17 protein-coding genes and 2 pseudogenes are annotated in these 13,546 nt (G+C 65.3%); 8 read left to right on the plus strand and 11 right to left on the minus strand.

Translation table 11 applies throughout. The annotated features are described in order from the left end of the window. From B3T77_RS04235 to B3T77_RS04250, 4 genes and pseudogenes are all read right to left on the minus strand, one after another. Positions 1-1,573 (minus strand): annotated as a pseudogene (locus B3T77_RS04235) (hypothetical protein); the annotation flags it as partial. Beyond that, positions 1,570-3,360: an autotransporter assembly complex protein TamA gene (locus B3T77_RS04240; RefSeq protein ID WP_292077537.1), complete on the minus strand. Its 1,791-nt coding sequence runs from the start codon at positions 3,358-3,360 to the stop codon at positions 1,570-1,572. The gene B3T77_RS04240 and the pseudogene B3T77_RS04235, both read right to left, overlap by 4 nt. Before the next feature lie 44 nt (positions 3,361-3,404). Continuing rightward, positions 3,405-3,668, minus strand: a complete 264-nt coding sequence (locus B3T77_RS04245; RefSeq protein ID WP_271041496.1) for a hypothetical protein — start codon at positions 3,666-3,668, stop codon at positions 3,405-3,407. 73 nt (positions 3,669-3,741) lie between these two features. Next, positions 3,742-4,830: a CaiB/BaiF CoA transferase family protein gene (locus B3T77_RS04250; RefSeq protein WP_409514552.1), complete on the minus strand. Its 1,089-nt coding sequence runs from the start codon at positions 4,828-4,830 to the stop codon at positions 3,742-3,744. Positions 4,831-5,131: 301 nt separating this feature from the next. On the opposite strand from B3T77_RS04250, the gene B3T77_RS04255 reads away from it, so the two are divergent. Next, complete coding sequence (locus B3T77_RS04255; protein ID WP_292077543.1) at positions 5,132-5,335, plus strand: hypothetical protein; 204 nt, start codon at positions 5,132-5,134, stop codon at positions 5,333-5,335. Then, entirely contained in the window at positions 5,335-5,601 is a 267-nt protein-coding gene (locus tag B3T77_RS04260) for a hypothetical protein (RefSeq protein WP_292077547.1), read from the plus strand. The genes B3T77_RS04255 and B3T77_RS04260 overlap by 1 nt, the downstream gene beginning before the upstream one ends. A 254-nt stretch (positions 5,602-5,855) precedes the next feature. Here the strand turns inward: B3T77_RS04260 and B3T77_RS04265 are convergent, their stop codons facing one another. From B3T77_RS04265 to B3T77_RS04275, 3 genes are read right to left on the minus strand one after another with little or no spacing between them, the layout of a single operon-like run. Beyond that, positions 5,856-6,164 carry a hypothetical protein gene (locus B3T77_RS04265; protein WP_292077549.1) on the minus strand — a complete coding sequence of 103 codons (309 nt, stop codon included), beginning with the start codon at positions 6,162-6,164 and terminating at the stop codon, positions 5,856-5,858. After that, positions 6,161-6,595 carry a hypothetical protein gene (locus B3T77_RS04270; RefSeq protein ID WP_292077551.1) on the minus strand — a complete coding sequence of 145 codons (435 nt, stop codon included), beginning with the start codon at positions 6,593-6,595 and terminating at the stop codon, positions 6,161-6,163. The genes B3T77_RS04265 and B3T77_RS04270 overlap by 4 nt, the downstream gene beginning before the upstream one ends. After that, on the minus strand, positions 6,592-7,068 hold the full coding sequence (locus B3T77_RS04275) for a M15 family metallopeptidase (protein ID WP_292077553.1): 477 nt from the start codon (positions 7,066-7,068) through the stop codon (positions 6,592-6,594). Before B3T77_RS04275 ends, B3T77_RS04270 begins: the two co-directional genes overlap by 4 nt. A 403-nt stretch (positions 7,069-7,471) precedes the next feature. Here B3T77_RS04275 and B3T77_RS04280 point away from each other — a divergent pair, with 403 nt between their 5' ends. Continuing rightward, a complete protein-coding gene (locus tag B3T77_RS04280; protein WP_292077555.1) occupies positions 7,472-8,587 on the plus strand; it encodes an acyltransferase family protein in 1,116 nt (371 codons plus the stop codon). 45 nt (positions 8,588-8,632) lie between these two features. Here B3T77_RS04280 and B3T77_RS04285 read toward each other — a convergent pair whose 3' ends face one another. From B3T77_RS04285 to B3T77_RS04295, 3 genes are all read right to left on the minus strand, one after another. Continuing rightward, positions 8,633-9,415, minus strand: coding sequence for a family 16 glycosylhydrolase (locus B3T77_RS04285; RefSeq protein ID WP_292077557.1), 783 nt, complete (start codon positions 9,413-9,415; stop codon positions 8,633-8,635). A 136-nt stretch (positions 9,416-9,551) separates the two neighbouring features. Continuing rightward, positions 9,552-9,857, minus strand: a complete 306-nt coding sequence (locus B3T77_RS04290; protein WP_292077559.1) for a hypothetical protein — start codon at positions 9,855-9,857, stop codon at positions 9,552-9,554. After that, positions 9,857-10,462, minus strand: a complete 606-nt coding sequence (locus tag B3T77_RS04295; RefSeq protein WP_292077561.1) for a hypothetical protein — start codon at positions 10,460-10,462, stop codon at positions 9,857-9,859. Before B3T77_RS04295 ends, B3T77_RS04290 begins: the two co-directional genes overlap by 1 nt. Positions 10,463-10,673: 211 nt before the next feature. On the opposite strand from B3T77_RS04295, the gene B3T77_RS04300 reads away from it, so the two are divergent. The 5 genes from B3T77_RS04300 to B3T77_RS04320 all read left to right on the plus strand — a co-directional run bounded on the left by B3T77_RS04300 (position 10,674) and on the right by B3T77_RS04320 (position 12,535). Beyond that, the gene (locus tag B3T77_RS04300) at positions 10,674-10,808 is read left to right on the plus strand and encodes a head-tail connector protein (protein ID WP_292077563.1); all 135 of its coding nucleotides are present in this window, start codon (positions 10,674-10,676) and stop codon (positions 10,806-10,808) included. Between the two features lie 10 nt (positions 10,809-10,818). Beyond that, entirely contained in the window at positions 10,819-11,151 is a 333-nt protein-coding gene (locus B3T77_RS04305) for a phage head closure protein (RefSeq protein ID WP_292077565.1), read from the plus strand. 7 nt (positions 11,152-11,158) lie between these two features. Next, on the plus strand, positions 11,159-11,596 hold the full coding sequence (locus tag B3T77_RS04310; protein ID WP_292077567.1) for an HK97-gp10 family putative phage morphogenesis protein: 438 nt from the start codon (positions 11,159-11,161) through the stop codon (positions 11,594-11,596). A 3-nt stretch (positions 11,597-11,599) separates the two neighbouring features. Beyond that, the gene (locus tag B3T77_RS04315; protein WP_292077569.1) at positions 11,600-12,118 is read left to right on the plus strand and encodes a hypothetical protein; all 519 of its coding nucleotides are present in this window, start codon (positions 11,600-11,602) and stop codon (positions 12,116-12,118) included. A gap of 81 nt (positions 12,119-12,199) precedes the next feature. Next, a complete protein-coding gene (locus B3T77_RS04320) occupies positions 12,200-12,535 on the plus strand; it encodes a hypothetical protein (protein WP_292077572.1) in 336 nt (111 codons plus the stop codon). Here the strand turns inward: B3T77_RS04320 and B3T77_RS04325 are convergent. Continuing rightward, a pseudogene (locus B3T77_RS04325) lies at positions 12,510-13,546 on the minus strand (hypothetical protein); the annotation flags it as partial. The gene B3T77_RS04320 and the pseudogene B3T77_RS04325 overlap by 26 nt on opposite strands.

Here is a 13,546-nt window from a genome sequence, read left to right on the forward strand (position 1 = left end):
CTGCCCGCGCCGACGAGGCCCGGATCGGACCGCCGAAGGCGCCGCGCGCGTCGGGCAGCACGCGCCTGGCGTCGGTCAACTGCGCCTCGCCGCGGAAGTTCATCCCGCCCAGCAGATTGCGCGAGCCCGAGCCGTTCAGCGTCAGGCCCTGGCCCTGCAGATCGACCTTGGTCAGCAGGATGGCGCCGTCCTTCATCCGCGCCGCCTTCATCTGCACGCGCGGGGCGGGACCCAAGAGGCCGCCGATGATGCCTTCGCCCGATCCGCCGTTCGCGCGAATGTCGCCGTCGAGATCAATCCGGCCGTTCTTTACCGCGACGTTCAACGGTCCGGCGATTCGCGTAGCGCGATAGCTGGCCACATTGGCGTTCAGCAGGGTGACCTGGCCGTCCAGCGTCCAGGTCTGGGCGTCGCCCTTGAACAGGCCGGAATAGGCCGCTGGTCCCGCCACATCGGACCCGACCAGCCGGCTCAGCGAGGCCGTCTGAATGTTGAGGCTGATTCCATCGGGCGAACTGCGATCAGAGTTGCGGATCAGGCCGCGCGCCTCGGACTGGACGTTGTCGGAAATCAGCTTCCACGCCACGCCCTGGCTGGCCTTGTCCGGCGTAGGAACCATGGCGAAGCCGAACCGCGCGGTGCGGCCGATCTTGGTGACGAAGGGCGCCAGCAGGTCCGAGTTGCTGAAGTCGGCGAAGCCCGCGACGCGAGAGCCCTTGTCGCCAAAATGGCCCTGGACGATCAGGGGGACGAACTGTCCCGTCTGGACCCGTGCATTGACGACATCGGCGTTCAGAACCGCGACCGCCGAGAACGGCTGATCCGGCGAATAGCCCAAGGCGCCGGCCAGCGGTCCGCCCTGAGCCTCATTGGCGCGCAGGTTCAGGCGCGTGTCTTCGAGTTTGCCCCCGAATGTCGCCGCCAGACGTAGGAAGTCGCCCGGTCGGTTCAGGCTGTCGGCGTTGATCGTCGCGCTCTTGGCGCCCGTGCGCGGCAGGCTGGCGTTCCCCGACAGGCTCCAACGGCCGTATTCCTTGGAAAAACCTTCCATCAGTTCGATGTTGGCCGCGAACTTGTCGATGCGGACCGAGATCGGCTGAGGGCTGGGCGGTTCGCCAGTGGGCGGCTCGACCACGGGCCGACGCAGGACGCGAATGGTCTCGGCCTTGATGTCGTTCGCATGGAAACTGCGGCCCAGCAGGGCCAGATACGACCAGTCCATGCTGAGGTTGTTCGCCTCCAGCCAGATGCCCTGACTGTCGGCCAATGTGATGCGGTCGATGGTGAAGTCGCTGAGCAGATCGCCTTTCAGCCCATAGACCTTCAGCCGGCCGTAGCGGCTGATCTTCAGGTCTTGAAGCCGTTGCAGCACCATGTCGCGACCGCCGTCCGAGGCGATATAGTAACGCCCTCCGACCAGGGCGGCGGCGATCAGCACCAGCAGTCCGGCCAGCACGACGCCCACGCCCAGGGCGATGCGTCTGATCAGCGCGCGACGCGGCTTTGCGGGCCGCGCGGCCTTGGCCGGCGTCGTCGTTTCTTCAGGTGTGGCTTCGGGCGGTGTATCGGTCAAAACGCCTGCCCGATGCTGATGTAGATCTGGAAGGCGGAATCGCCCTCACGCTTGTTGAGCGGCATGGCGACATCGGCGCGGATCGGCCCGAACGGCAGCATGTAGCGCACGCCTAAGCCCGCGCCATAGCGCATGTTGGTCAGGTTTGGCGTCTCCTGGAAGCCAACGGACCCAGCGTCGACGAAGGCGACGGCCTGGAAGCTCTGACCGATCGACTGGCGCACCTCGAACGAGGTTTCGAACAGCGACAGACCGCCGCGCGGCGTGCCGTCCGGCAGCTGCGGATTGACGTTCTGGTACGAATAGCCCCGCACCGAACCCCCGCCGCCGGAATAGAACAGACGGTCGGCCGGCACGTTCAGCTCGCTGCCGCCGACGATGGAGCCGATCTTCATGCGCCCGGCCAGGATGGTGCGATCACCCGCGACGGGGAAATAGGCGGTGCCTTGCGTTTCGGTGCGCAGGAACAGGATGTTGCTCTCGCCGGTCACCGCCGTCGGCTGAACCGCCAGATTCACCCGCCAGCCCTTGGTCGGGTTCAGCGGATCATTGGAGCGGTCGATATAGGCGCTGGTCCGCGCGGTGATGATCGCTAGATCGCGGTCGAAGGTCACGCGCTGCGGGGGCAGGGTGGTGAAGTCGTAGCGGGTCTCGCTGTAGCGCCCGGCGTCCAGCCCGATCCCGTAGTTGAAATAGGAGGTCTTGCCGATCCGCTGTTGCAGGTCGGCGTACAGAACCACCGCGGTGCGCAGATAGGCGTCGGTGTCCTCGTTGACGACCGCCGCGCCCAGCTTCAGCGTCCGGCCGGGCCGACGCCAGTGGGGCAGTGACAGGTCGGCGCCGATCCGGCTGTCGATGTCTGCCAGCCGCGCTTCCAGCCTCAGCGTGTCCGCGCGGCCGAAGCGGTTGTAGCGGGTCTGGATCACGTCCACGCCCGCGCCCTCGGCTGTCGACCAGGTGGCGCCGGCCTCCAGCACGCGACGGGGGCGGTCTTGCAGGCTGACCACCACGGGGCGATGACCGTCGGCGGTAATCTGGTCCAGTGGCGACAACGCGACGCTGACGCCGTCATAGACGCCGGTGTCCAGCAGCCGGCGTTCTAGCTCCGCGACCATCTCGGGATCGTAGCGATCGCCCTCGTTCCACGGCGCCAGGCCCGCCACCCAGGCGGGATTGGTGCGGCCCTGGCTGGTCAGGCGCACGCCGTCCAGACGCACCAGCGCGCCGGAGGCGATGCGATACTCGGGCGCGACGGTGAAGGCCGCGTGATCCACCACGACACGGCGCGGATTGGCCTTGGCGTCGGCATAGCCGTCACGCACCAGCGCCGCCACGGCCCGACCTTCGCCGGATATGACGTCTGCCGCTCTACCTGGATCGCCCGCCTTCAGCGCGATCGCAGTCTTGGCCTTGTCCGCCGCCTCGGCCTCAGGCGCGGGGTCGGCCCACTGGATCGTCGGGACGGTCAGCAGAAAACGACGCCCCGGTTCGACCGAAACCACCGCGATCGGCGTCTCTTCGCCCTCGACGATGTCTTCGACGACAGGTTGATAGTAGCCTTCGGACCGCAGCAGGGCGGTCGCCGAGGTCACGGCGCTCTCGGCGCGATGACGCGCCTCGAAGCGGCTGGCCGGCGCGCCGTCCACCTCGCCCACGGCCCGCTCCAGCGCCCGCCGCAGATCGCCGTCCATGTCGCCCCGGATTTGCGCGCGGGGTTCCGCCGCCGCTGCATGGGCGCAGGCCGAAAACGCCGCGAGGGCGACCAGCAGGGTAGGCCTGAACGTCAAACTCGATCTTTCGTCAAAAGGACGCCCCCCGGCAAACCTGTTCGTCAGTAGAACAGCGTCTCGCTCTCGGGCTGGACCGACTGTTCAGACGTGCGTTCCTCAGGCGGAAGCGTCGTCGACGGCGGGGGCGTGGGCGTCGGGTCCTGAACCTCTGGCGCAGGCGGGGGAGTGTCTTCCTTGACCGGCGGAGGCGCCGGCTCGACCGACATCTCTCGATAGTCGTCGTCCGAGCGCGAAGGACGGTCGTCGCAGGCCGACAACGCGAGCACGCTAGCGGCGGCGGCCAAGACAAAAATTGAGCGTGTCATGAAAGTCCCCGGTCTCCGCCGACCAAACGCCTGTCGCGCTAAGCTGTTCCCTTAGCGCCGAAATCTGCGTCGGTCATCCTGCGTGATCGGACCATTTTGTGACCATTTGATCCAAGGTCAGTTCGGACTTGGCGGAGGGCGCAGCAACTACGCCGTCGAAACGGGGCGCGGGTTGCGGCAGGCCGCTGTGGTATGTTCCACGCGCCTGATTGTGCGGATGATCCGGCGCCTCGGCCAGGCTCAGCACGGGCGTGACGCAGGCTTCCGTCCCGGCGAAATGGGCGCTCCAGTCATCGCGGTCTCTGCTTGCGAATAAGGCCGCAAACCGCGCTTGCAGGGCCGGCCAGGCGGCGATGTCGTATTGAACCGCGTCAGCCGGATCGATCTCCAGGCCGGCCAGCAGCGCAGCGTAGAAACGCGGCTCCAGCGCCGCCACCGCCACGAACCCGCCGTCGCGACAGGCGTAGCAGCGATAGAAGGGCGCGCCCCCGTCCAGCAGGTTGGCTCCGCGCCGGTCGCTCCACAGCCCCCGACCCCGCAAGGCCTGGAACAGACCGCCCAGCAGAGCCGCGCCGTCCGTCATGGCTGCGTCCACCACGCGTCCCCGGCCCGTCGTCCTGGCCTCCACCAGCGCAGCCAGCACCCCGACCACCAACAGCATGGCCCCGCCGCCATAATCTCCGACCAGGTTCAACGGCGGGGAGGGCGGTCGATCCGCCTCGCCCATGGCGTGCAACACCCCCGACAGGCCGATGTAGTTCAGATCATGCCCGACCGCATTCGCCAGCGGCCCCGTTTGGCCCCATCCCGTCACGCGCCCAAACACCAGCGCGGGCTTTCGCGCTTGGACAACGTCGGGACCATAGCCCAGCCGCTCCATGACGCCGGGCCGAAAGCCTTCGATCACCGCGTCGGCCCCATCGATCAGCTGCAGGATGCGCTCGCGATCGGCCGGCGATTTCAGATCGACCGGAACGGCCGCTCGTCCCCGATGAAGGACCTCGCCTCCGACCTCGTCGAAGATCGCCGGTCCGGCCGCGGCGTCGCGCGTCAGCCGCACCACCTCCGCCCCCAGGTCCGCCAGCATCATTCCGGCGAAGGTGACCGGCCCCAAGCCGTCGAATTCGATGATGCGGACGCCATTTAACGGTTTCATGCCCAATGAGTAGCAGACCGGGTCTTGACCGGAAGGCCGGATTACAACAGAAGGCGCCCTTCGACGGTTCGGGCCAGCCCGGACGTCGCGCGGTGCGTCCTTAGCTCAGTTGGTTAGAGCATCTGACTTTTAATCTGACTGTCAGATTGAATTGTATACACAAATTCCACAAACCGACCTCGATCTGACCTCAACGATTTCAGTTGCTTGCAGATCCGTAGCAAACCGGTCGCCCGTGAACATTGCAAGAACATCGGGGCGGGTGTAGAGCCCATTTTCTTCGGTCGGTGGCGCGACGGAGAACCCAATGGGCCAGCCCCTATCAACCGAAGAACTGATGCGCCTGGACGCCGAGCTTGCCGCCCGCGTCGTGCGCAACCCGGCGCCGCATCCCAGCCTGCCGGCGACACCGGGCCCGGGATCGAATGTCGCCTACGTGTCGAAGGAAGAGAACGATCGGCTTGTTCGCCAAGCCATGATTCTGGGCCTCGGCCGCTTCCAAGCGCGCTGATGCTGCCGATCTCCACATGGGTCGATGACGGCATAGGCCTGGACGTGTTCTGCAACTGTGGCCGCACTGGCTATGTGCCCGCCGAGACGGCGCGCGGGCTGGACACGTCGATGTCTCTGCCGCTCGTCGCGCATCTGGCCTGCAAGGCCTGCGGGTCGAAGGGCGCCGCCCTACAGGTCAGGTTCTCGATCTCGGACTATTACGATCAGGCGCGAGGCCATGGCTGCATGATACCAGGCGGGCAAAGCAAAACGCCCCCGGCGTGAACCGAGGGCGCTTGGGTGGGGCGGCCTTACCCAGGGAACGTAATAGACCGCCCACCGAGCGGGGTGGCGCATATTGCCGGGCCACCACCCTCACAGGCCAGCTCCGCAGAACTAATCCGCTCGGTGATCGCTGGTTCCTGTGAGCGGAAAACGACAAAAGGCCGTCACCCCGAAGGATGACGGCCTCGATAGCGGAGCCGCAGCTCGACGCTGAAGGGGGTCGGTCAAACCGATCCCCTCTGATCTTGGTTCGCCTAGCCCGGTCGCGGCGGCGTGACGGCCGAGCGTCGACACTCATCCAGCGCCGCCGTCTTCACCTCATCCCGCGCGATCCGCTGTACCCGTCCGGCGACCAGCAGCACCGTGCGGGCGAAGATGTCTGGCGCTGCGGCGATGGCCTCAGGCGTGTCCACGTAGGCGGGCTCTGGGCCGATGTCTGGCGAGCAGGTGACGGCGACCGGCACCTTGACTTCAACGATCTGAACAACCGGCTCCGGCGCGGTCTTGGCGGTCGTACCGCAGCTGGCCAGCAGCAGGGCAGACAGGATTACGGCGCGGTTCATCTGACTTGCTCCAGGATAAGCCGGTCGGCCGCCTCGCAGCGGGTTTCGCCGGGGCGGGGTGTTTCAAGCAGCAGGGTCTGGGCCTGCTGCTGCGCGGCGCGAGCGCGCGCCTGAGCGGCATCGACGGCGGCCTGGGCGCGGACGGCGGCGGCGTCGCTGGCGGCCTTCAGGTCATCGACGGCCCTGTTTTGCCGGGCCAAAGCAGCCTGTGCGCCGGCGAGGTTGGCGCCGCACATGGTCAGGCGGTCCTTGTAGCCGACGTTCGGGGCGTTGATGTCCGACCATAGGCCGTTCGCCCGCTGCTCTTCGCGGACCATGTCGCGGTGCGTGACGCCCCACTGATAGGAGGCGGTGGCAGACAGCAGGATCAGGACGCCGCAGGTGATCCCGAGGCCGAGGCGGGAGGTGAGGAAGGCGAGAACGACGCTCACGACTTCAGCTCGAAGTGAGGGCCATCGGTAAACGCCGCCTTGCCCAGCTTCCGCCGCGCCGCGCCATAGGCATCGACCGCTGCCTTCATAGCGCCAGGCGTCCCCGTCTTGATGTCGGCCATGTTGATCCAGGCGCCGCCCCAGCGGATCGGCACGCCAAGTTCGCGTGAGGCCTGCCAGACGGCGGCGGCGATCGGATAGATGGCCGGCCACTCCCAGCGCATCTTGCCGTTGACGAAGGGCACCAGATCCACGGCATGGCCGAATCCGTCGGCTTGGGGACGGTGCATCGAGTTCATGGTCTGGGAAGCGCCAGATGCAACCAGGGCCTTCTGCTCTTCGGCCGTCCGCAGGCCGTCATGGACGCTGAAGTCCTGCGTCGTGATCTGGATGGCCCGTTCGACCGCGCGGACCAGATCAGGGTGCACCCCTTTGAGTTCGGCGCGCGACTTTGCGCCCAGCACATACGGCATGGTCAGTCTCCAGATTGTGGGGGTTGCGCGCCTCGGGTGCGCGGTATACCGTCAAGGTTGAGCTGAGCGCTCGCTCTAGCGGGGAGCTTTGGGCCGGAGGTTCCGCAGATGCCCCGGCCATTTTCGTTTCGGGGGTGGCATGGCGGTCGAGAAGAAAAGGGCCGCCTCTATGCTACTGCCCATGCTGACCTGGATCACCGCCCTCGTATTCGCGGGCGTGCCGCGCATCCGGTGAATCCGCTTCCTGGGTGCGCTAATCGCCTGCCCGTCGCGGCTCGTGCCCGAACTGCGTCAGGCGGCCCCGATAGCGGGTGACTAGCTGAGCCGCTCACGCGGCGCATAGCATCGTGGTGACTGATAGTTGTGGCTAGTTTGGTCGAGGGTTTTTGGCTACAGCCGCCGAATGACCGAACCACGTGCTCTCAGATCATCGAACTATGACTTCATCGACGTCGTTCGGGCCGTCGCTGCTTTTGTCGTCGTCGTGTCGCATACCCAGCAGATGGTCATCGACCGTCCGCTGACGCCGGGAATGCTTCACCAGGCGCTGAGCATGGTGACCACGCAAGGCCACAATGCGGTCGTGGTGTTTTTTGTCGTCTCCGGCTTTTGGATCGTGCGTTCAGTCGTTCGCGCCGGCGACCGCTTTTCGTTCAAGGACTATCTGCTTGCGCGATCCACTCGGCTTTGGATTGTTCTGCTGCCCGCGCTTCTGCTCGGGGCCAGTCTTGATCTAATTGGAAGCACGGTGCTTGCCTCCCCGCTTTACGAAGGAACGCAAGGCTCGGTGTCGCTCGCCTATGACGTGTCTGAGCGCCTAACGTGGCCCGTCCTCTTGGGCAACGCCTTCTTCTTACAAGACATTGCGGTGCCGCCCTTCGGGTCCAACGGCGCGCTTTGGACGCTGGCTTGCGAGTTTTGGTACTATATCTACTTCCCGCTAGCCTATCTCGCCGTCAAATCTCGCAAGTGGTGGCTTATTGCGCCTGCAGCGGCAGCCCTTCTTCTAATCCCAAGCTTCCATCTGTTTATTTGCTGGATGCTCGGCGGCGTCGTCTATCTGGTCGCTGAACGGCTCTGGGTCGATAGACGTTTCCACTGGACCTTACCGGGTGGTGCCCTGGTGGCATTTTGTGGTCTGAACGCCCTATCAAAGCTGCTCGCGCTTCCGGCCGAATGGAACGACCTTCTGTTGGCGGCATCGTTCTCGGTTTTCCTCGTTTTCGGCATGCGGTCCGGATTCGGAAAAGCCAAAGGTCTATCGACGTTCGTGTCGCTCGGCAGTCGTTCCTCCTACTCGCTCTACGCCACTCACCTTCCGATCGTCGTTTTCGTCTGCAATTTCATCGTGCCAAACGACCGCATACCAGCCTCGATTTACAGTTGGGGTGTTGTGGCGACCGTCCCGCTGATTGCAGTGGTCGCCGCGATCCTGTTTTCGCGTGGTACCGAAGATCAAACGCAGCGGGTTAAGCAGTGGCTGTCTGCCATACTGTTTCGCGAACGGCAGATCGCGTAGAACGCGGCCCGGCGAGGCTGCTGCTTTAACGCCGGGCCGCAACCATCAGGATTGCCTGAACCCGTGAACGGTCATCGTCAGGCCTGAACCAGCCCCCTGCCATTTGCCCGCCCAGCCCTCGGACAGGGACGGCCAGACCTCGATGTAGGCCTTCATCGGCGAGGTCGGGAACGCGCCACCTTTCGACAGAGCGGGCGTCACGCGATCCAGTTCGACGCCGTCCATGATGAAGATCACCGACACACCGGCCTCATACTCGATGGCGATGTGGTGGCGACCGTCCTTCACATTGGCGATGGTCTTGGACCAGACAGCGACGCCTTTGGCGTAGACCGTCAGGTGAAGACCCTTGTCGCCAACCCATTCGAAGTCGATCTCGTCGCGGGTCTCGTTGTTGTAGGTCCAAAGCGGCGCCTGGATCATGCCCGGCGTCGGCGCGGCCAGTGTGACATCGACCTCCCAGCGGCCCTTGGAGCTTCGGCTTGCGTCTCTCTGCTGGATTTGGGCGCTGTTCTTCTCGGTCAAGCGCACCTTCAAGTCGTTGCCGTCGAGGAAGATGTTGTTGGGGGACCAGCGATAGCCGTTCATCTTCGGCTCGTCCCAGTCCGACGGCGTCCACGGGTTGCCCCAAGCGTTCGGCGTCAGCGGGCCGGCGATCGGTGGCAGTACTGAAGCCTTCGGCGTGGTGGTGACAGGCGTCGTCGGTTCAGCCTGACCGGCGAGCTCGCGGTCGATGGCGTCGATGTCGGCCTGGGCGTTGGCGATGTCGCCGACACGGTCGGCGCGTTTCAGGCGCAGGGCGCGGGCCTGGGATTCAGAGAGTGACATGGAGCGTCCCTTCAATAGGAGAATGCGAAGATGAGCGCCGCCCAGAAGGCGGCGGGAATGATGATCAGACTGATGATCCGGTCCCAGCGCAGGCGGCAGACGCTCGCACTAGGGCTTTGACGCCGACCAGCGGCCGTCACGTCGGGGTCTCGTAGTCGTCAGACCGGAACTCGACGGCTTCGATGGCGTCGTGATTTGGTGCCGCGTCGATCTGGGCGTCCAGTGTGTCCACGTAGTCCTGGACCCGCGCAAGGTAGTCTCGGCAGCGCCCAGCCTTGTCCTGATCGTATAGGCCTAGAGCAGCGTTGGCCTGCTTCCACAAAGGCCAGATCGACAGCGTTCGGCCATGCGCTTCGGTGCGTATCGCCGTCTTGCGACTGGCGCGATGCTCGGCGAGCGTCCCATAGCTCCACCGGTCCTCTTCGGGGAAGTAGATGCTCATCAGGCAGGTTTCCTTACGCGCACGGCATAGTTGGGGAACTGTTCGTGAGGCGAGATGCCGTAGGCCCCGAAAGAGGAAGGCCAGGCGCGGCCGGGCGTCCCAAGGGTCCCGCTGATCGAGTTTGCGCTGGCGAGGGACGATCCGGCCAGATCCAGTGAGAGCGACTCTCCCGCGTCGAAAGTGCCGACCTCCAAAGCTGCCATGCCTGTCGGGACGCTGTGCGAAAGCTGCACGCCCGCGCCTGAGGCGAAGTTCATGGCGTAGCCCATCCAGAGGCGCCCGTTATGCCCCGAGGAGGCAAGAACTGGCGTCGTGAACGAGAAGTTCTTCCCGCCGCCGCTGGTGATCTGGAAGTCTTCTTTGACCAGCAGATTGCGGGGCAGGCCGTCCGCATCGCTGTCGTAGATGCCGGCCTCGAAATAGACGGTGCCGACCAGGCTACCTTGGACGTGTATGGTGACGCCGAGAATGTCGAGGCCGACCACATCGATCGGCACAGCCTTAACCTGGGTGCCTGATGCGTATCCGCCCGAGCCGCTCCCCCGCCTGTTCCAGCGCGAGCCGAGACGATGGACAACCGGATTAGCGTAGAGGCGGGGCTTCAAGATCACCGCCGTCGCCTCGCCGGCGCCTCCGGGGTCGCCCTTATCCCCCTTCGGCCCCTGTAAACCTTGGATGCCCTGAACACCTTGGTCGCCCTTGGGGCCTTGGATTCCCTGCGCCCCAGTATCGCCTTTGGCTCCGGTGTCGCCTTTCGGTCCTTGTCCACCCTGCAACCCGGTGTCGCCTTTAGGCCCCTGCGCGCCGGTGTCCCCGGTGGCTCCTGTCGCGCCCGTGTCACCCTTGGGCGACCTCTACGCCAACCGCGAAAGCGTCGTCGCCGGCCAGACCTTCGGCATCAATCCCACAGCCCAGGCCCTGCTCCAGGCCTATCGGCCCTATCGCGTCTGAGGAGATCACCATGCGCGCAGGCGAACTGGACCGGCGCGTCACCCTGCAGCGAGCAGTGATCACGCGGGACGACTACAACAACGAGGTCTCGACCTGGGGCGATCTCGCCTCGGTCTGGGCAAAGTATGAGCCGGTCAGCGATGGAGAGAAGTTCCGGGCTGGGGAGCGGGCGTCGGAGATCGGTGCGCGGTTCACCATTCGGTATTCAAGCCAGGTCTCGGATCTGACGCCGAAGGATCAGCTGGTTTTCTCCGGCCGAACCTACGCCATTACGCGGGTGAAGGAGATCGGCCGCCGTTTCGGGCTGGAGATCACCGTCGTCGGACGGGACGATGTCTCGTAGCTGGAAGGTGAAGGTCGAAGGGCTGAAAGCCATCGATCAGGCTCTGGCGAACATCGGAAAAAGGGCGACGGCGAAGAACATAGGCCGCCGAGCGCTGAAGAAGGCGGCCGAGCCGATCGACCGGGACTGGCGCGCCAAGGTTCGCGTGGATACGGGCGATCTGCGGGAAAGCGGCGGCATCAGCACCAAGCTGACCCGGCGCCAGCGATCGAAGCACAAGAAGATCGCCCCGGTTGAGATGTACGTCGGGCCGGGCGGCAACCCGCAGGCCATTACCGAAGAGTTCGGGACGAACGACCAGGCACCGCATCCCAGTTTGCGGCCGGCCTGGGATGCGAACAAGCACGACCTTCCCGAGGCCATCGGCCAGGAACTGTGGTCCGAGATCGATAAGGCCGCCCAGCGCGCGGCGAGGAAGACGGCGCGGCTCGCCGCGAAGGGGTGACGCATGGAAGTCCATCTCACCGCGCGCCTGCTCGCTGACGCGTCCACGCCGATGGACCTGACCGGCCGGGCTGTCGTGCTGTTCCTCGACCGGCAGGGCCTGCCCGACGCGCACCATGAGATCGCGGGCACGGTCCAGACCGAGGGCCGCGTGCTGTTTTCGGTCGCGGACACCTCGGACTGGATCAAGGGCGACTACACGCTGGAAGTCCGGCTGGACGGCGCGTCGGTCGTGGTCGGCCGGATTGCTGTGGCCAAGGGCGCGGCCGCGAGCGGCTCGGACATGGTCGGCGCGGCCCAAGGGACGGATCACGCCCTCGGCCTCCAGTTTCGCGCGCATGGCTGCGCTCATGTGACTGCCGGCCGGCAGGGGGGCAGATGGAGTCGGCTTCAGGCGAGCCTTCTGTGCGGCCTGCTTCAGCCGGTCCTGCGCCGTCAGCTTCTCCAAGGTCTCAGCCAGTTGGGCTTTCACGACCTCGGGATCCGGCTTCTCGACCTCGACGACTGGTGGCGGCGCCGATAGCGCGCGGGCCTTCTCCACTGCGGCGCGAGCCCGATTGTACGCCCGGGTGAAGCGTCCGCACGCGTTGCTGTTGCGGGCCATGTGCGCCAGCTTGCCCGGCTTTGGCGCCCACTGGCTGTCCGGCAAGGCGATGTAGGCCACCATGCCCGCTTCGATCGACGAAGCCGTCAGGCCATCCAGCGCTTCGAAATAGTCGGCATAGAACGCCGCCCATTCGACCTCAGTGCGTGCTGTCCGCAGATCGCCGAACGTCTGTTCGCGGCTCTTGATGATCCGGACAATGTCGTCGTGCGAAGCTGGGCGCAAAGCCTCCTGACGAAGCGCGGGCATCATCATCGTGGCCTGGCTGCGCAGCATCTCACTTTCGGCGATCACCTTCTCGGCGACGGCGTCAGAGGGCTCGTCGAGAAGCCATGACCTCAGAGGCCCAGTCAGCGCCGGCAGACGCACGGTCTCGGTTCTCGCGGCGGGCAGATTGGCTGGCGGAAATGCGGTCATGGGCTTGGCCTGCATGGGGGGTGGCTTCCGGGATTGAGAGGGCGGCGCGGTTGTCCGCGATGGATTGAGCGATGGCGTCGTCGAAGAACTTCCAGCTGGTGATCTTCCGTCCCGCTCGACCCGCTAGGGCCGTCACGGTCGGTACCACGTCGAACTGCCAGGACGCGCCGGCAGCCCTCCAGGCCGCCAGTCGCGCCGAGGTCAGCAGCAGGCCCTCGGCCTTGCTGGGATCGAGACGGTGCGTATTCGCATCGGCCGCCAGCAGATCGGCGTGGCGCGGCTTCATGCCGCCGTTGCCGCACAGGTACAGGTTCCAGCCCTTATCCGTGGCGATCACCCCCACGTCCTTACTCTGGGCTTCGGCACACTCACGGGTACAGCCCGACACCGCCATTTTGATTTTGTGCGGCGCGCGCAGCCCCTTGTAGCGGTTCTCGAGGATCACCGCCAGCCCGGTGGAGTCCTGCACGCCGTAGCGGCACCAGGTGGAGCCGACGCAGGATTTCACCGTGCGCAGGGATTTGCCATAGGCATGCCCGGTTTCAAACCCGGCATCGATCAGTTGCTGCCAGATCTCCGGGAGTTGCTCCAGCCGGGCACCAAACAGGTCGATACGCTGCCCGCCGGTGATTTTGCTGTAGAGCTGATAACGTTTGGCGATCTGCCCGATGGCGATCAGCCCGTCGGCAGTCACTTCCCCGGCAGCCATGCGCGGCACGATGGAGTAAGTACCGTCTTTCTGGATGTTGGCAAAATAGCGGTCATTGGTGTCCTGCAGCGGCAGATGGGCCGGTTTCAGCAGGTATTCATTCCAGCAGGAGGCCAGTACCGATCCCACCAGCGGCTTACAGATTTCGCACCCGTGGCCCTGCCCGTAGCGGCTGATGAGCTGTTCAAAGGTATGGATGCGGTTGACGCGCACCAGGTGGT

It is taken from the genome of Brevundimonas sp. UBA7838, assembly GCF_002500885.1.
GTDB lineage: Bacteria > Pseudomonadota > Alphaproteobacteria > Caulobacterales > Caulobacteraceae > Brevundimonas > Brevundimonas vesicularis_C.